Annotated in this window: 18 protein-coding genes; 15 read left to right on the top strand and 3 right to left on the bottom strand. The window is 44.3% G+C overall.

Going from position 1 to position 16,743, the window contains the following annotated elements:
• Positions 1-114 precede the first annotated feature (114 nt).
• The 3 genes from KHN79_RS19380 to KHN79_RS21780 all read left to right on the top strand — a co-directional run bounded on the left by KHN79_RS19380 (position 115) and on the right by KHN79_RS21780 (position 2,291).
• Positions 115-1,404 (top strand): peptidoglycan DD-metalloendopeptidase family protein, encoded by a 1,290-nt coding sequence (locus KHN79_RS19380; protein ID WP_182009072.1) that lies wholly within the window; start codon positions 115-117, stop codon positions 1,402-1,404.
• A 278-nt stretch (positions 1,405-1,682) separates the two neighbouring features.
• Complete coding sequence (locus KHN79_RS19375) at positions 1,683-2,030, top strand: hypothetical protein (RefSeq protein ID WP_182009073.1); 348 nt, start codon at positions 1,683-1,685, stop codon at positions 2,028-2,030.
• A 126-nt stretch (positions 2,031-2,156) separates the two neighbouring features.
• A complete protein-coding gene (locus KHN79_RS21780; RefSeq protein ID WP_259344852.1) occupies positions 2,157-2,291 on the top strand; it encodes a hypothetical protein in 135 nt (44 codons plus the stop codon).
• Between the two features lie 78 nt (positions 2,292-2,369).
• On the opposite strand, the gene KHN79_RS19370 is transcribed toward KHN79_RS21780, so the two are convergent.
• Positions 2,370-3,368: a LysR family transcriptional regulator gene (locus KHN79_RS19370; RefSeq protein ID WP_182009074.1), complete on the bottom strand. Its 999-nt coding sequence runs from the start codon at positions 3,366-3,368 to the stop codon at positions 2,370-2,372.
• 196 nt (positions 3,369-3,564) lie between these two features.
• Here KHN79_RS19370 and KHN79_RS19365 point away from each other — a divergent pair, with 196 nt between their 5' ends.
• The 6 genes from KHN79_RS19365 (at position 3,565) to KHN79_RS21675 (ending at position 7,933) form a co-directional block, all read left to right on the top strand.
• Positions 3,565-4,344 (top strand): transporter substrate-binding domain-containing protein, encoded by a 780-nt coding sequence (locus KHN79_RS19365; protein ID WP_182009075.1) that lies wholly within the window; start codon positions 3,565-3,567, stop codon positions 4,342-4,344.
• A 59-nt stretch (positions 4,345-4,403) separates the two neighbouring features.
• Positions 4,404-5,120, top strand: coding sequence for an ABC transporter permease subunit (locus KHN79_RS19360; RefSeq protein ID WP_182009076.1), 717 nt, complete (start codon positions 4,404-4,406; stop codon positions 5,118-5,120).
• A gap of 10 nt (positions 5,121-5,130) precedes the next feature.
• Positions 5,131-5,850, top strand: a complete 720-nt coding sequence (locus KHN79_RS19355; RefSeq protein WP_182009077.1) for an ABC transporter permease — start codon at positions 5,131-5,133, stop codon at positions 5,848-5,850.
• Between the two features lie 82 nt (positions 5,851-5,932).
• The gene (gene dgcN, locus KHN79_RS19350; protein WP_182009078.1) at positions 5,933-6,955 is read left to right on the top strand and encodes an N-acetyltransferase DgcN; all 1,023 of its coding nucleotides are present in this window, start codon (positions 5,933-5,935) and stop codon (positions 6,953-6,955) included.
• Positions 6,948-7,553: an enolase C-terminal domain-like protein gene (locus KHN79_RS21680; protein WP_244812691.1), complete on the top strand. Its 606-nt coding sequence runs from the start codon at positions 6,948-6,950 to the stop codon at positions 7,551-7,553. The genes dgcN and KHN79_RS21680 overlap by 8 nt, the downstream gene beginning before the upstream one ends.
• Complete coding sequence (locus KHN79_RS21675; protein WP_244812689.1) at positions 7,547-7,933, top strand: enolase C-terminal domain-like protein; 387 nt, start codon at positions 7,547-7,549, stop codon at positions 7,931-7,933. Before KHN79_RS21680 ends, KHN79_RS21675 begins: the two co-directional genes overlap by 7 nt.
• A 47-nt stretch (positions 7,934-7,980) precedes the next feature.
• Here KHN79_RS21675 and KHN79_RS19340 read toward each other — a convergent pair whose 3' ends face one another.
• A complete protein-coding gene (locus KHN79_RS19340; protein WP_182009080.1) occupies positions 7,981-8,928 on the bottom strand; it encodes a universal stress protein in 948 nt (315 codons plus the stop codon).
• A 404-nt stretch (positions 8,929-9,332) separates the two neighbouring features.
• Here KHN79_RS19340 and rimK point away from each other — a divergent pair, with 404 nt between their 5' ends.
• The 6 genes from rimK (at position 9,333) to KHN79_RS19310 (ending at position 15,189) form a co-directional block, all read left to right on the top strand.
• The gene (gene rimK, locus KHN79_RS19335; RefSeq protein WP_182009081.1) at positions 9,333-10,238 is read left to right on the top strand and encodes a 30S ribosomal protein S6--L-glutamate ligase; all 906 of its coding nucleotides are present in this window, start codon (positions 9,333-9,335) and stop codon (positions 10,236-10,238) included.
• Positions 10,239-10,713: 475 nt separating this feature from the next.
• Entirely contained in the window at positions 10,714-11,256 is a 543-nt protein-coding gene (locus tag KHN79_RS19330) for a DUF4157 domain-containing protein (protein ID WP_182009082.1), read from the top strand.
• Between the two features lie 66 nt (positions 11,257-11,322).
• A complete protein-coding gene (locus KHN79_RS19325; RefSeq protein WP_182009083.1) occupies positions 11,323-12,099 on the top strand; it encodes an aminoglycoside phosphotransferase family protein in 777 nt (258 codons plus the stop codon).
• Between the two features lie 50 nt (positions 12,100-12,149).
• Complete coding sequence (locus tag KHN79_RS19320; RefSeq protein ID WP_182009084.1) at positions 12,150-12,554, top strand: DUF1801 domain-containing protein; 405 nt, start codon at positions 12,150-12,152, stop codon at positions 12,552-12,554.
• A 305-nt stretch (positions 12,555-12,859) separates the two neighbouring features.
• A complete protein-coding gene (locus KHN79_RS19315) occupies positions 12,860-13,282 on the top strand; it encodes a MarR family transcriptional regulator (protein ID WP_182009085.1) in 423 nt (140 codons plus the stop codon).
• Positions 13,283-13,296: 14 nt separating this feature from the next.
• Positions 13,297-15,189, top strand: coding sequence for an FUSC family protein (locus tag KHN79_RS19310; RefSeq protein WP_182009086.1), 1,893 nt, complete (start codon positions 13,297-13,299; stop codon positions 15,187-15,189).
• A gap of 271 nt (positions 15,190-15,460) precedes the next feature.
• On the opposite strand, the gene KHN79_RS19305 is transcribed toward KHN79_RS19310, so the two are convergent.
• The gene (locus KHN79_RS19305) at positions 15,461-16,327 is read right to left on the bottom strand and encodes a choice-of-anchor L domain-containing protein (protein WP_182009087.1); all 867 of its coding nucleotides are present in this window, start codon (positions 16,325-16,327) and stop codon (positions 15,461-15,463) included.
• Positions 16,328-16,743 lie beyond the last annotated feature (416 nt).

Raw genomic sequence — 16,743 nt, 5'->3', positions numbered from 1 at the left:
TAATGGCATTTTTAAATGGGTGAATTCTGAGCGAGATCTCGAAATTTCGTAGTGATTTTCTATTCAGGAATGCATTAAGCTATGGCCCTTGATTAAAAGGAGATAGTAATTCCCGTGTCTACAAATGAAACTACAAGACGTTTGTCGAATCTGACAGGTCGTAGAGCGCTACTGTTGTACTCCTTGCCTGTTTTAGTCGCTATTGGTGTTTCTCAGTCGTTTAACGAGTCACCACTAACGAAAACCATTGCGTTAAATCTGCCGGAATCTCAGGTAGTAGAAAGAATTCTTGATGCGAAAGTGACAACTGCAGAAGTAGTCACTCCGCCAAATTTTGAATATCAAATTCAAGCTGGTGATAATCTTAGCACCATATTTAGCCAACTCGGTTTCGGTTACAGTTCTCTCATGAAAGTAATGGAAACGGATTTGAACTACCTAGCGCTGGATACATTAAAGCCGGGTAACACACTGCGCTTCTGGCGTGATGATATGGCAGGTGAACTGCAGAAGATGGAACTGCAGTTTTCTATCGCAGATAAAGTGGTTTATGAACTGAACGCAGACGGCGGGTATGACTTTACTGATATTTCTATTCCGGGTGATTGGCGTCAGGAGCCTTTAGTCGGTGTCATCCAGGGTAGCTTTTCATCGTCAGCGAGTCGTCTTGGTTTAACGTCTGCAGAAATCAGTCAGGTCGTGACTCTGCTTAAAGAACAGCTGAACTTTAGCCGTGATCTGCGTGCAGGTGATAAATTCGAAGTCGTACGACGTGCACAAACTATCAATGGCATCTCGACAGGTAAGAACGAAATTGAAGCGATTAAAATATTTAATCGTGGTCGCGAAATCACTGCATACCTGCATACTGATGGTCAGTTCTACAGTGCCAAAGGTGAAAGTCTGCAACGCGCATTCCAGCGTAATCCGGTGAGTACTAAGTGGCGTATTAGCTCTAACTTTAATCCGCGTCGACTTCACCCGGTTACAGGGCGTGTTTCGCCTCACAATGGTACAGACTTTGCGACGCCAATTGGAACACCAATCGTTTCTACAGGTGACGGGACTGTCATTATGACGCGTAAACACCCATATGCAGGTAATTACGTGGTGGTTGAGCACGGTAGCAAATACAAGACGCGATACTTACACCTTAGCAAGATCCTGGTTAAGAAAGGTCAAAAAGTATCTCGTGGTCAGCGTATTGGTTTGTCAGGTAAAACAGGTCGTGTAACAGGGCCGCACCTTCATTACGAGTTGATTGAATATGGGCGTCCGGTTAACGCAATGCGTGCAAACATTCCGATGGCGAGCTCTGTACCTAAGAAAGAGATGCCAACGTTCATAGCTAACCGTGATGCAATGGATAAGCTATTGAAGGATAAAGAGCAAACTGTTCTTTAATCAAGCAATCACTTAGTGTGAAATTGAGAATAACAAAGGCCAGGCATTGCCTGGCCTTTTTAGTTTTCGTTGATGCCTGGTTAGTCACCTTCATTTCATCTCTGCCATTTAAGAAACGGAGCTAACTTGGCTCCGGAGATTCAGTTTATCGTTGGATTCGCTTGCAAGGGGAGTGGTGCCTTCCTAAAATGCGCAGCAAAACGAGTCGAATCGACTATCTGTCTTATTCCAGTCTCAGTTACTGACTACGATTGGTATTAATATCGTTAGGTGAAAGAATGCAACAAAACGAATTTGAAACGCTGTTAAAAGAAATTATCCAGCAAGAGAACATGCCTAAGGCTCTTGAGTTACTTAAAGCTTGTGAAGAAGAGGAAGTAGCACAAGCCGCGCAATCACTGACGGGACAGTTTGGCCTTGCAGAAGTAGATGGTGAAAAACGTATTTACCACATTACTGTTCAAGAAGACGAGTCAGGTGAAGAACAAGAATACGTTGAACATGTAATGAATGAAGGTGATAACCTTATCAAGTTTGCAGCTTGGTTCTTTGAAACTTTCTTTGAAATCAAGCAGAAAGATACTTACGTTGCAGCTGGTAAAACGTATCAGCAACCAAAAAGATAGGTCTGATAGTAACCTGACTGTCTTTCTGAAATAAAATTACAGTTTCATGTGATTTAGATCTTGTTTTTATCTTTTTGTGGTGTAATATTACCACATAGCCGAAATGGACAAATTCAGGAGAAGGTCATGACTAACGAACTTGGTGGCGCTTACATTGGCCAAATGATTGCTAAAGACGCAATGCACAAAGCACTTCACGGTAAAGCGAAGAAGAAGAAAGCATCTGTTCTCTCTCGCATGATGAAAAAGCTAGCGAATTAATACAAAAAGCCCTGATTACTTAATCAGGGCTTTTTGTTTTCTGAACTTATAACAAGCTATTAATGCCGTGCGATATTGTCAGCCAGTGGATGAGGTATCTGCACTGGGCTGATGATGAGCACTTTGAATTTCGTTGAGCCTATCGCGTACCAGTTCTTGGGTTTGTTGCTTCAGTAAACGAACAAACTGAACTTCAATCTCATTTAACGCGACGGTTTCTGGCGTTACAAGGTACATCTCTGTTACTGGTAACGATTCGTACGGAGGAAGAGGCCAGAGTAGCCCTTGTGCCACATACGGCTTGGCGCTTTCTACGGTCAGTGCACCGAAACCAATACCAGCCATGATCATGCGGCGGACTTCCTCGACATTGGATGAAACTGCAACCAGCTTACCCCAAAACTGCTGCTGTTCACGAAAGTGAGCAATCGCGTCTAGCCCTTCTCCTGGCTGATCACTTTCAAATGAAATGTATGGCAGGCCTCTAATCTCTTCGATTGTAAGGTCGTCACGTCCAAAACAAGGATGAGTTCGTCCGCAGTAAAAGCCCATCTGTTCATAGCCCAGAAAATCACAGCGAATGCCTGTTTTGGCGATTTTTTTGTTACTCAGTCCTATATGTAATAATCCGTCCGCCACGTGGCTGACAATGTCAGCGCTAGGGTGGGTGTTGAGGTTAAAAATAACATTGGGATAGAGAGCATGATAGTTAGTCAATGTGGCATCGAATGCGGGGCACTGGAGGTGACTGGCTATTTCAATCTTTAACTCACCCTGAATATTATCCGCTTGATCAACGAACTGATCTGCCATGTTACCAATAATACGACTTACAGAAGAGGCATATTCATAGACCCGCATTCCGTGCAGAGTCAGAGAAAACACGCCTTTCTTGCGCAGTATAAGCCGCTTATCTACGTGTTCCTCAAGTCGCTTCAGCGCATTACTGACGCTTGGCTGGCTCAGCGACAACTTACGTGCGGCAGCACTGATACCGCCTTCGTTAACGATGGTCAAAAACGTATACAGCAAGTTCCAGTCGAGATTACGCAGTAAGCGGTCTTTCGGGTTGAGCATGAGCTTCTCTCTCCTTAAATAGTCACCCATAGCGATAGGCTATGTATATCATATTTATTCATCATTATGGGTTTTATCTAATTTTTAACATACTCAGTATGTCTTTATGAGCGTTTACTCAGGTGGAGGGGAGTCGTCTTCTTAAGTAAGCGAGACTCTGAAATGAAACGATAATAAAAGTAGAAGGGAATCTATGATGCAAAAAGGGAAAGTTTTCGGTGCTTTGCTTGCTACCTCAATGGCTGTTGCAGCCTCTGCTGGTGTGAATGCAGAAACAATCAAAATTGGTACAGAGGGCGCGTACCCTCCGTTTAACTACTACACCGCAGATGGTCAGCTAGCTGGGTTTGATATCGAAATCGGTAAAGCTTTGTGCAGCGAGATGAAAGTAGAGTGTGAGTTTGTCGCTCAGGACTGGGACGGTATCATCCCGGCACTGTTAGCGGGTAAATACGACATGATTCTAGCTTCTATGTTCATTACTGATGAGCGTAAAGAGAAAGTATCGTTCAGTGCTCCGTATCAGGCGTCTGCAATGACGTTTGTTGTTGATAAACAATCTGGTATCAAAGATGTCTCCCCTGAAGCAATGAAAGGGATGATCATTGGTGCACAAGGTTCAACGACACAGGCCGAGTACCTGCTCGCTAAATACCCGGATTCTGAAATCCGCCTGTACCCGACACAGGACGCTGTGAACCTTGATCTAGTCAGCGGCCGAATCGATGCCCAGGCAGGGGACATTATGCCGATGACAGACTGGCTTGCCTCGGAAGACGGATCGTGTTGCGAGAAAGTCGGTAACCTAATTACTGACCGCAAATACGTTGGTGATGGTGTGGGTATTGCTTTCCGTAAAGAAGATCAGGAACTTCGTCAGCGTTTAGATGATGCGCTGGCAAGCATCATTAAAAACGGCACCTACCAGAAAATCAACGATGAGTTCTTTAAGATAAACCTGCTGACTCTGAAATAATGCAGTGAAGTGGCGACTAAGGTCGTCACTGGTTAGTAAATTACAGAGAGAGCAACGTAATGGATTATCTGATGTATTTGAGTCTGGGAGACACTGGCTGGGGGGACGAGCTGCTTAAAGGTTTAGCTGTTACTCTTGGTCTGGCATTTTGCGCCCTACCAGTGGGGTTAGTTTTGGGAACCGGCGTAGCGGCCTTGTCGATCAGTACGCACAAAAGCCACCGCTGGTTTGCCAATATCTATACCACGGTACTACGAGGACTTCCTGAGCTGCTCACTCTGTTTATCATCTACCATGGCGTTGGTCTCCTGATTAACAAAACGCTGAAATGGATAGACCCGACTAATAGCTTCTTCGAACTGAATCCGTTTGGCGCGGGTGTGATTGCGTTGGGTTTGGTGTTCAGTGGCTACGCGGCAGAAGTGCTGCGCGGTGCCTGGAAGGCGATGAATAAAGGTCAGCGCGAGGCAGGTTACGCACTCGCTATGTCTAGGCTGCAAATCTTCTGGTTGATTGAACGCCCGCAGCTGCTGCGCTTAGCGCTTCCCGGACTGGGAAATCTTTGGATTAACTTATTGAAAGATACCGCTTTGGTGTCGGTCATTGCGCTCGATGATTTGATGCGTGCGGCTAACATCGCGGTTGGCGCAACCAAAAAGCCATTTTTGTTTTACCTTACCGTCTGTCTTGCTTACTGGGCTGTGTGCGTTTGTTGTGAAAGGATTTTGGCGGTTATGGAGCAACATTCGAAGCGTGGCATTCGAGTGAGTCGCTAAGGAGTAAACTATGACAGATTTTATCGCTAAGGTCGCTCCGATGTTGCTCGATGGCGCATGGATGACGCTAAAAATAACCTTTATCTCGGTTTCTATAGCAGCTCTGTTGGTGTTACCAATGTCTCTGTTGCGTATTCAGTCTGCGCGTATTCTTCGCTGGCCGGCACAGCTATTTATTTCATTTTTTCGAGGTACTCCACTGATTGCTCAGCTCTTTCTGCTGTATTACGGTTCCGGGCAGTTTCGTCCCTGGCTAATGGAAATGGGGCTTTGGGGCTTCTTCCGAGACCCGGTTAACTGCGCGTTACTGGTATTCACACTTAACTCGCTAGCTTATCAGACCGAGATATTGCGCGGTGCTATTCAGTCTGTTGATGCAGGAGAGATAGAAGCGGCGAAATCTATGGGGATGAACAATAGCCTGCTATACCGACGCATTGTTTTACCATTGGCGTATCGAATTGCCTTTCCGGCCTTAGGTAATGAGTGCATTTTAATGCTCAAAGGGGGAGCAGTTGCAAGTGTAATTACCGTGATGGATTTGATGGGACAAACCCGACGCGCATTTTCTCAGACTTTCGATATCTCGACGTATTTTCTGGCGGCTGCGATGTACTTAGTCATCGCTACATTATTTGTTTTAGCCTGGCGTCAGGCTGAACGTTATCTCTATCGTCATCAGATCCAGCGTACCCCGGGCGCAACGCCCGCTACTGTCGCGACGACCTGATTTTTCACCCCAACCACAACCTGATGGCAACAGGAGCAGAGACTCTTGTGGGCTCGTTTGACTTTAAAAAAGGATCAACACAATGAACAAGATTGAATTGAAAACGCCATATTTGGTGTTTCTGGGCGATGCAAATGATCTTCTGATGGCGAAAGTAGCCAAAGGTGTGGCTCACTGGCGACCAGAGAAATGTCTGGCTCAATATAGACTTCCGGGCGCGAAAGCTGACCTTGGTATTGCGGAAATGTCGCCACGCGAAGCAGCCGCGTGTGGGGCAAAAACTTTTATTCTTGGCCTTGCACCAGTAGGCGGTACGCTGCCGATGGATTGGGTCGAGATTTTAATTGAAGCGATGGAGTCGGGCATGGACGTAGCAAGTGGCTTGCACATGCGACTTAACGATATTCCTGAATTAGTCGCTGCGGCAGAGCGTACTGGTCAAAATCTGCTGGATGTTCGAGTACCACAAGGACCTATGGTATGTGGTACGGGTCTGCCTCGTAGCGGTAAACGTCTTCTGAGTGTCGGGACGGATTGCTGTGTCGGTAAAATGTTTACTACGCTGGCCATTCATCGAGAGATGGAGCTACGTGGTATTCCGGCAACATTCCGGGCGACTGGACAAACAGGTATCCTCATTGAGGGCAGTGGCGTTCCGGTGGATGCTGTGGTGTCTGACTTTATCTCGGGCATGGTTGAAACGCTATCTCCGGATAATGCTCCGGATCACTGGGATATCATCGAAGGGCAGGGATCATTGTTGCATCCAGCTTATGCGGGTGTGAGTCTGGGTCTGCTGCATGGCGCTCAGGCGGATGTGATCATCGTTTGTCACGAAGCCGGACGCACTCAAATGGATGAAATGGAAGGCTTTAGCGTGCCGGATCTGCAAACGGTTATCGACATTAACCTAACGATGGGCCGCGTGACTAATCCGAATATTCGTCTGGGCGGCATTGCGCTGAACACTTCTAATCTAAGTGAAGAAGAAGCATCAGCTGAAATTGCCCGTGTTGAAAAACAATTTGGTGTACCTGTGGTTGATCCTGTACGCACTGGTGTAGCGAAAATCGTCGATGTCATTGCCGAGGTGTGTTATGCGTAAAATGAGTGTGCGCGTTGAGAAATGGCCTCTGCATGAGCCATTTGTCATTTCTCGCATGGAGCCAATGCAACACGGTGAAGTGGTCGTGGTCGAAATTGAGCAAGATGGCTGTGTCGGGCGCGGCGAGTGCGAACGCATGAATGTGTTCGAGCGAGATTATCCTTATGATGTACTGGCTGACGTTCAGTCCGCAGTAAAAGCGGTAGAGGAAGGTATCAGCCGAGATGAACTTCGTAACTTGTTGCCATCGGCTGCTCCGCGCAATGCCATTGATTGTGCTTTGTTTGAACTGGAAGCCAAGTTAAATCAGCAATCAGCATGGCAAATGGCTGGTTTTACTAACGCACCAGAACCGGTAACGACGGTATTTACTCTTTCTCTCAACAGTGCCGAGAACATGGCTAAAGCCGCTGCGGCGCAGAAACATCGCCCAATCCTTAAACTTAAGCTGGGCCGAGAAGGTGATTTGGAGCGAGTTCGAGCTGTACGTGAGGCCGCACCAAATACGCGCTTAGTGATTGATGCCAATACAGGCTGGAGCTTTGAGCAACTGTGCGATTACTTGCCAGTGTTAGCTGAGCTCGGCGTAGAATGGTAGAGCAACCACTATCTTTTGAAGAAGAGCATTTACTGGAAACCATCACGCCAGCTTTGCCAATTACCGCTGATGAGTCATGTATCGATCGCACCTCGTTAGCCACGCTGAAAGGGCGCTATCAGGCAGTGAACATCAAACTGGATAAAACTGGTGGTATGACAGAAGCGCTGGAACTGCTTAAAGAAGCGCAGGAGATGGGCTTCGAAGTCATGGTTGGATGTATGATTGGTACCTCTCTCGCAATGGCTCCGGCTTTACTGCTCGCGCAACAAGCTCGTTGGGTCGACATTGATGGGCCTTTGTTGTTATCCGAAGACAGAACGCCGGCTCTCAATTATCGCGAGAGCGTAGTTGAACCCACTCCGGGAGTTTGGGGTTAACTTTCACTGACAATCCTATAAAGCATGGTATTTCACCATGGCTTTATTTAATCCTTTTTATGAAGCACCGGAGAGTGGAATGAGTCTGGTTTTACTGTTATTACGGAGCAATCTAGTTGGTTAACCATCGATTCGGCGGTGTTTCCCATGACAAATCCCGAAATGCCGGTTCGTGACATCGAACCTAAAATGACGAGATCCACTTTATTGTCAGTAACATACTTAGGAAGAACTTCTTTGGTATTACCTTCGAGTAGCTTCACTTGAATTGGACTTACCTGACTGTCTGTATAGGGAAACAGTAACGAGTCCAGACGCTCCATTCTTTCACAGCGCATTTTCTGTGACAGAAGTGCGATATCCATATCCGAGTAACCATTCCAGTCTCTGAGGAAACCTTCGGATTCAAGTTTCCAGGCATGACAGAAAGTTAGGTGCGCTCCGATACCGTTGCAAAACTCTATGGCAAGCGAAATGAGTTTACTATTAAAGGCTTGATAATCTGGGCTTGTAAGGTCGATTGCTACAACGATGTTATTTATTGCTCTGGGCTCTTTGCTTGTAGACCAAATAGGTACTTCCGATTTTCGCATGAGGTTCAGAGTGTTACTTCCTCTCTCACAGGCCATCACTTTTGTCTCACGGTAAGAATCAATAATCACCATTGTAGAGTTTGATTCATTGGCTTCTTTAATGATCTCAACAAAAGGAATCCCTATACGCACTTTAGTTGCAAACTTTATATTGGGATAAGTTTTTCTCAGGGTATGTACATGTTCCTTCAGAGTGCTGTGGTAAAACTGAATTGCATTATCAAGTATATCTAATGGGCTACCCGATATTTTGTGTATCTCCTTGAACTCTTCCAATTCTTTGAAAACGGACAGTAGAGTCACATGTGAAGAGGCTTTGTCTGCGACTTGCAGCGCTTGATGAAGTGCACTGTTTATCCCTTGCTCAGGGACAATGGGAACCAATATCTGACTAAAAATCATAACTTATCCCTCGCACCTTTATTCCAACAAAACTATTAGTTTAAATATAGATAAGTGTATGCAAATTTCTACGAACGTACTTCAGGCCCTAGTAACATTACTATTCGTTTCTATTACAGATCACAACAATCCTTTATTTAATCAATTGCGATAGTCTACGACGTTGATTGCTCCTCTGGGTGGGCTATGGTTAATGTAAGCTCTTAAATTTTTTAAGTAGGTCAAAGAAAAATAGTCTTCATACTATGAAAAGCATCAATCAGCCTGGATCAAACCTGCTCGGAATGACGACGATTAAGGTGAGTTTCAACTTGGATTCAATGGGATGAACCTTCGGATAATGGGTGAGAGCTTGAGTGTTAAACCTTTAATCATCAACTTCGAAATGAACAAGGATTTAAAAAGTGAAAATCGCTATTTTATCAAGAAATAAGAAACTCTATTCAACACGCAGATTAAAGGAAGCTGGCGAGGCACGAGGCCACGAAGTCGACGTCATAGACACTTTGCATTGCTACATGGACATCACGAGTAGTAAGCCTGCGGTAAGATTCAAAGGTGAGCAACTACCGTATTACGACGCGATTATCCCGCGAATTGGTGCGAGTATTTCGTTTTATGGTACATCCGTGGTCAGACAATTTGAGATGATGGGAAGCTTCAGTGTAAACGAATCGGTCGCTATCAGTCGTTCACGAGATAAACTGCGTTCAATGCAACTTCTTTCCCGGAAAGGGATTGGGTTGCCGAGAACGGGATTTGCCAATAGGCCAGATAATATTAAAGACTTAATCAAAAACGTGGGTGGCGCTCCGTGCGTGATAAAACTCCTGGAGGGTACTCAAGGCATTGGTGTTGTATTGGCTGAAACGGCTAAATCTGCTGAGGCGATAGTCGAGGCATTTATGGGCCTTAAAGCTGATATCTTGATACAAGAATTCATAAAAGAAGCGGGCGGTGCCGATATTCGTTGTTTTGTTATAGGTGAGAGGGTAGTCGCTGCGATGAAAAGACAAGGTGCAGAAGGTGAGTTTCGCTCTAACTTGCACCGGGGCGGATCGGCGACGTTGGTCAGATTATCTTCAGAAGAACGTGCGACTGCTGTTGCTGCTGCCAAGGTAATGGGACTTAAGGTTTGTGGTGTCGATATTCTGAGAGCAGAACGCGGCCCCGTCGTGATGGAAGTGAATTCCTCTCCCGGACTGGAAGGGATAGAAACCGCGACCAAAAAAGACGTAGCGGATTTGATTTTTCAGTTTATCGAGAAAAACGCAAAACCACACAGAACGAGAACTCTGGGTAAAGGCTAAACTCGGTATATTAATGCCTTGGAGTGTTCTCATGGATTTCCTTTAGCTGTTAGGGCGGTCCTACCTATATGCCATTTCCCGTTGCTGCAGCGAGACTGAAGGCTTAATGCTTACTCGCTGTAGTCTAATTCCTCGTTGTATTCTATTTTTTAAAACGGTAGATGAATCTGAATTTTTATATGCATCGCATTTATTAGCTTTTGGTTCTCGACAACCTTGTTGCTATCCAAAATACTCCTCTCAAACTTACATTATTTACATGCCATACCACTCGCTGCTGATATTTCTGTTTCAGTTCATGTTCGAATTATCGCTGATTGTCGCTTTGATTTATCAAATGTTCATTGTGCGCAGATGGTAGGCGAATATTGTGTTTTGGCTGGCATCTATGCTCACTTGCGTGGCGATTTTTTAAGGTGGTTAAGTTAATAATCAAACATGTTCAAACATTAGATCTTTTAATTGGGAGTAATAAATGCTGAAAAGAGTGTTCTCAGCAATTCTGGTTGCAGGCTTAACTGCTGGTTGTGTTGACAAAGATGGTATATACGCCAATCCGCCTCAGGCGCTTATTGATCAAATAGAACAGTTACTTCCGGCAGCGAAGAAGTTTGTTCTTGAAAATGAGTCTGAAGCGATAGAGTCCGGAGTACCTTTAACTGAACCACAATTAACAATTGCCTCAAACATAGGCATTAAAAATCCAGAGAAAGTCCGTATTTACTACGTCGATAAGCTTCCTTTTCCGGAAGACCCTGAATTAGCTGCGCTAGCGAAAAAGTTTGGTTATAGCTCTCCATTTATGGCGGCTTACACATACGGCTATGGTGTATGGGTAAAGCGTTCTTCTAAAAATGATAGAGAACTTTTAGCTCACGAACTTATTCATGTGCGTCAAGCAGAGCAAATGGGAGTGAGAGAACAGACCAAGCAGTATTTAATGCAGCTATATATTTATGGTTATCAAAATGCTCCTATGGAATTAGAGGCGTATCGCGAAGCCAGTATTTACAGATAACATTGTTAATTTTAGGGCTGGGTATTGTTATCCGGCTCTTTCTTATAGGCTGCGGACAGGATAGTAATGGAAGAACTACAAGGTGGTCGCGAAAACCAAATTTTCTTCTCGGAAGACAAAGTTTATCGACCAAGCGGAAAATGGTCAGCGGCCATTCATACTCTATTATCATACTTGGAGAAAAATGGCTTTAATTTAGCACCTAAATCATACGGATTTGATGGCTGCGGTAACGAAGTCTTGTCTTACGTGAATGGCGATGTATTCAACTACCCATTAAAAGAGAATATTGCGACAAAAGAAGCACTTGTATCAGCAGGGAAACTATTACGAGAATATCACGATGTATCGAGCTGTTTTGTTTCAAAGTTAGCGAATGAAAAAATGGAATGGATGTTACCTGTCAGAGAGCCTGTGGAGGTTATCTGCCACGGAGATTATGCACCATACAACGTAGCGTTGAATGGAGTTAAAACGGTCGGAATCTTTGATTTTGATACTGCCCATCCAGCGCCGAGGATCTGGGACGTCGCTTATGCGGTTTACTGTTGGTCACCATTTAAAACGCATGAGCATGACTCAATGGGTGATTTGAAATCTCAGTCCGTCAGAGCAAAACTGTTTTGTGATGCCTATGGTTTAGATAACGAGAGCCGTCAATCTTTAGTCATCACCATGATAGATAGAATTCATGCGTTGGTTGATTATATGCAGGATGAAGCTGCTAACGGGAACGAAACATTCATTCAACACATCAAAGATAATCATCACTTGGCGTATTTCGCTGACATTGAGTATCTGAGTAGCAATGCTCATTACATCACCAGTCGATTATGTGATTAAGCGTGTTTGTAACTATGAAAGACCGTTTCGGTTAAGGAGAGAAGATTCTAATGGACAAAGCCGTACAAAATCGATTTGGAGAATATCCAGAAGATGCTCGAGTTAAGCTAGAGAAACTAAGAAGTCTGATTCTCAATGTTGCCACTGAACTGAATTTGGGTGAAGTTGAAGAATCGCTCAAATGGGGTGAACCCAGTTACAGTGTTAAGTCTGGTAGTCCAATCAGAATCGACTGGAAACTGAAATCTCCCAGTAATTATTACCTGTTTTTTAACTGTCAAACCAAGCTAGTAGACACATTTCGGGAACTGTATAGCGAAGCTTTGGAGTTTCAAGGCAACAGAGCAATAGTGTTGCACCTACATAATCCGATGCCAGAGCCTGTTATCAGGCACTGTATAGAACTAGCGTTAACTTACCAGCAAAGAAAACATTTGCCACTTCTTGGAGTGTAACGGTAGTTCATTTATAGACACGTGCTCTTGAACTAATGCTCCATGCCCGTCAATGTTCATAAGTAGTCAGGATTGCCTTACATCGTAGATAAAAATGATCTTGCCGTTCAAAGCGATAGACCTAGATACGATGCCTTTTCACAACCTCTGTTCAAAGTGATTATCACTTCTGCCGAATGATAAGTGGACCTGCATCAGGCCGCTACTTAGCTGTGTTACTCATTACTGATAGTTTGAACTATTTATAGATACTGTTAGTATATTGCCATATAGTTTGAATTCTAATTATTTTAATTGAAGGCTTTATGGATAGATTAAAGTTCGGTATTCAATTCTCGATTACTTCACGCCTGTGGCGCCGACACATCGATCAACGGCTATCGCAAGTAGGGTTTACAGATGTCAGCTGGTCTCCGCTTTTGCACCTCGATGAATTCGGTGATGGTATTAGCCAGAAAGCACTGGCAGCTTCTGTCGGGATAGAAGGGTCTTCTTTGGTTCGTCTACTCGATAGTCTAGAGCAAAAAGGACACATCTTGCGTCAAGCCGATCAGCAGGATCGCCGTACTAAGCGTATCTATCTGACGGATACAGGTCGTCAGCAAGTTGAAGTGCTAAGAGGGCATTTGCAGGAAATTGAAGAGGATATGTTATCTGGTATTTCTGATGAACAGATAAGCACTATGCTGGAAGTATTAAATACTTTAACGACCCGATTCAAGAGTTAATAGGTACAAAGACGATGCAGGAACGATTAACACTCTGGGGATTCGACTCAAGCCGCTTTGCTTTTGCACTTCGGACGGCGATTGCTTCGTGCGTGGCTTTATTTATTGGTTGGTTTCTTGGATTAGATCACCCATCATGGGCTGCCATGTCAGTCTGGGCTGCATCTCAACCCGGGCGAGGGATGCTGATAGAAAAAGGTTTGTTCCGTATTTTGGGAACGCTGATTGGTACCATTGCAGGGCTTGTTCTTATGTATCTGTGTGGGGATCAGTTATTTCTGTTAGTGATCGGTTTGGCTCTTTGGGTTGGGCTTTGTACGGGTGCTGGCAATGTTATTCATGGGCTCTTTAGCTACTGTACTTTGCTGTCTGGTTATTCTGCTTCGCTGGTGGTTTTGTTAAGTGAAGTAAACCACCAAAACATCTGGACGCTCGGTGCCGACCGCTTTCTGACGGTTGCTACAGGGGTAATCGTTGCACTTGCTGTAGGTTTGATATTTGCGGAGAAAAGTGATGAGGATGCTTTGATCTGGCGTCTTCGCAGCCTGACTGTTTCTGTACTTCGGGCATTGCAGGAACAAGCTCGTAGTGAGCCATTTTCTCAATCTATAGACCAACTTTTACTGGAAGCCGCCCAAATAGAAGAAGCTTTGGAGCCACATAGTGCAGGCTCGCTTCGATCTCGTCGAGCTGTACAATCTATGCGTGCTGTCGTATTCGCTCATATATCACTCCTTAGCATCCTTGCAGGAAAACGTGCAACGAGTAGAAATGAAGAGCTGGCGGAGCATATAGCAAAAGTAATACAAGCTCATGACCTTAAATCACCGTTAGAACAAGTGTTGAAGCACTTAAGTCTTGCTATTCAGTCCTGCGATTCTCCTCAACTGGAACAAGGGCTAAGTGAGCTGAAACAGGCGCTCTCCGGACGACATACATTCAATCAGCACGGACGTATTTTAAATAAGCCGTCGCCTTACCATATTGTGCTTCACCGCGACTGGGTGAGCGCCTTACAGGCTATGTATCGTACCAGTGCAATTATTCTTTTAGCGGGTGCGGGTTGGGCATTTACTGGCTCGCCAATCGGGGCGTATGTCTTGTTGGGAACGTCTGTGATGGTAACGTTGTTTTCTACTTTCGAAAGTCCGGCACTCATTATGAAGCACATCGCTTTATGGCAAGTAGTGGCGGTAGGCGCTACCGCAATCTGTCAGTTACTTTTCTGGCCGTTAGCGAGCAGTGAGTGGCAAATGTTACTGATGATGGTTCCGTTTATTTTGCTGATCGCAATTCCATTCGCTCATCCCAAAGTGATGTCAGGCTCAATGGATTACGTGATGATCTTTTTGTTGCTCTCCACTCCGGTATTGCCTTATACACCCGACGCAGGGCTCATGGCGCTCAAGGGTATTGCAATAATTGCGGGGCCAACACTAGCGCTACTGGCATTTAAGCTGATATTTCCCACCAATTTACTTCGTCGGCACCAAGTCCTCATGCATGCGATGTGGCGCTCTATGTCGTCACTTGCTTCTAACACTACCTCTTTCCCTTTCTGGCAAGCGAGGATGAAACACAGAGTTGCCAGGCTAACGAGTATGACCCGAAAAACCAGTTTGGACTGGCCGCAACATGGTCGGGCTGGGCTAGGTCTCTTAATGTTGGGGCAGTGTATAGAAAGCTTGCGTAGAGAAGCGGTTGAATCACCTGAGGGCTATCATCAGGCACGTCATCAGGTTTGGTACCGACGTTTACAGCGGGCGTTAAGTCATTCTCCACAGGATACGTTGGCAGTCTTACACCGCTATGTCGAACAAGAACAAAATCGTACACCGCAACTTTGCGCTCAAGCTCTGAGCACGGCTGAAGAGCTTGAGCAAACTAAGCCGCTTTGGGGACTTTAGTGAGGTGATTCGCACTGACTTTTTAAGCTATGTTATTTATCTAAGGGAGGTTTCCCTAAACCATTATTTATCATATTTTAAATGGTTTCTGTTCATCGGATTTTAACTATATACTTACTTTTCAAGATATTTATCTGAGTGAATGACGTGCTGAAATAGTGTTAATATACTAAATCATATCTAAGTGTATAAAAATCTTCGCTTCCTAGGTAAATATAGGAAGCAAAGATTATTTTAGTTCTTTATATATTATTAATTGGTGCCTAATAAATTATTTAGATAACTTTCTTTTAGCCCTAAATGTTAAACCCAATAAGCCCAAGCTGAATAATGCCAGAGATGTTGGTTCAGGTATTGGATTTGCAGGGCCGGGTGTTGGGACTGACCCGGAAAATGAGCCGGCCTTGATAAAAATAGCACTGTCTAAAATGCTATCGCCTGCATCTGCTATTGCAAATTTCATTGTGTGAGTTCCAGAATCCAAACCGGTTATAGCGGCTAGGAATGTATCGGTGAAACCATCGTATTCTATGTCAAAAAAAGGTCCACCATCATCAAGGTCGTTATTATTAAACGAATTACAATTTGGTCCTACACCGATGTATGGGTTACCACAATTAACATTATTAATCGATACGACCTGACCATCCGGAGCCATCGCATAGTTAACACCATCGACAAATAATGCAAAGGTATCATTGAAAGGGCTGTTCGCGTACTCGTTATACTCTTCTGATGCAAAGACGTAATTAAAAAATAGGTCGCCAGTCTCTGTAGTAAAATCGAACTCCAAGACATTAGCATCACTTGTACTTTGAGGTATTAAACTATCTAAATCAGAGTCACCGGAACCACCTTGGTCCGTAGTGGTGCCATCTGAGCTATTTGGTCCTTCCGCATCTGTAGCTGTACCAGATGTTAAGATTATGCCTTCATTAATGCCCAAACCTGACGACGTGCCACCTACAAAAGTTCCGGATTGAGTGCTGGAGCCTAAAACATTAATGTTGGTGACGGTTATCCCGGTTCCCAGAATAGTATTGGCTAAAACGACTCCATCGTTAGTACTTGTCACTACCAAAGATGCATTTGCTGAAGTCGATAAAGCCAACGTCAAAGTAGCTATTATCTTTCTCATAATATCTATCCTTATTTCTGTAAATATTAATTTTATTAACAGGGGCAAAGTAAAAAAGTAAAAGTAAAAAGAATTAACTTTGCGATAGATTTAACAGCAAGCTATATGCCAAATGATAATATTCATTATAAAACAGCTAAATACAAATTAAGGTTTTTCTGGATTTTTATTATTGTAAGAATAGCTGACATTGTTCTTTGGGGTTTTATAGGTTTTATAAGCAACGTAAACTGGGTTTATGTTTCCCTAATCATTTGTAAATAATAACGAAATGTTTTTAACACAATAGATATCGGTCTAAATTGGAGTTATCCACAGCTGTTGAGTAAACCGCGTCGCTATGGAAACGTCAGAAAGAGTGATTTACTGGGTGGAAACTTAACTGGCAGTAATGCAGTAACTCACTAAAGCAGACT

Origin of the sequence: Vibrio sp. B1FLJ16 (assembly GCF_905175385.1) — a bacterium.
In the GTDB taxonomy this organism is placed as follows: domain Bacteria; phylum Pseudomonadota; class Gammaproteobacteria; order Enterobacterales; family Vibrionaceae; genus Vibrio.
This window is presented reverse-complemented; position numbering and strand designations above follow the sequence as displayed.

Bases quoted from the DNA above. Each gene is read 5' to 3' on its own strand.
- KHN79_RS19375 (WP_182009073.1), top strand. From the start codon at position 1,683: ATGCAACAAAACGAATTTGAAACGCTGTTAAAAGAAATTATCCAGCAA.
- KHN79_RS21780 (WP_259344852.1), top strand. From the start codon at position 2,157: ATGACTAACGAACTTGGTGGCGCTTACATTGGCCAAATGATTGCTAAA.
- KHN79_RS19370 (WP_182009074.1), bottom strand. From the start codon at position 3,368: ATGCTCAACCCGAAAGACCGCTTACTGCGTAATCTCGACTGGAACTTG.
- KHN79_RS19365 (WP_182009075.1), top strand. From the start codon at position 3,565: ATGCAAAAAGGGAAAGTTTTCGGTGCTTTGCTTGCTACCTCAATGGCT.
- KHN79_RS19360 (WP_182009076.1), top strand. From the start codon at position 4,404: ATGGATTATCTGATGTATTTGAGTCTGGGAGACACTGGCTGGGGGGAC.
- KHN79_RS19355 (WP_182009077.1), top strand. From the start codon at position 5,131: ATGACAGATTTTATCGCTAAGGTCGCTCCGATGTTGCTCGATGGCGCA.
- dgcN (WP_182009078.1), top strand. From the start codon at position 5,933: ATGAACAAGATTGAATTGAAAACGCCATATTTGGTGTTTCTGGGCGAT.
- KHN79_RS21680 (WP_244812691.1), top strand. From the start codon at position 6,948: ATGCGTAAAATGAGTGTGCGCGTTGAGAAATGGCCTCTGCATGAGCCA.
- KHN79_RS21675 (WP_244812689.1), top strand. From the start codon at position 7,547: ATGGTAGAGCAACCACTATCTTTTGAAGAAGAGCATTTACTGGAAACC.
- KHN79_RS19340 (WP_182009080.1), bottom strand. From the start codon at position 8,928: ATGATTTTTAGTCAGATATTGGTTCCCATTGTCCCTGAGCAAGGGATA.
- KHN79_RS19330 (WP_182009082.1), top strand. From the start codon at position 10,714: ATGCTGAAAAGAGTGTTCTCAGCAATTCTGGTTGCAGGCTTAACTGCT.
- KHN79_RS19325 (WP_182009083.1), top strand. From the start codon at position 11,323: ATGGAAGAACTACAAGGTGGTCGCGAAAACCAAATTTTCTTCTCGGAA.
- KHN79_RS19320 (WP_182009084.1), top strand. From the start codon at position 12,150: ATGGACAAAGCCGTACAAAATCGATTTGGAGAATATCCAGAAGATGCT.
- KHN79_RS19315 (WP_182009085.1), top strand. From the start codon at position 12,860: ATGGATAGATTAAAGTTCGGTATTCAATTCTCGATTACTTCACGCCTG.
- KHN79_RS19310 (WP_182009086.1), top strand. From the start codon at position 13,297: ATGCAGGAACGATTAACACTCTGGGGATTCGACTCAAGCCGCTTTGCT.
- KHN79_RS19305 (WP_182009087.1), bottom strand. From the start codon at position 16,327: ATGAGAAAGATAATAGCTACTTTGACGTTGGCTTTATCGACTTCAGCA.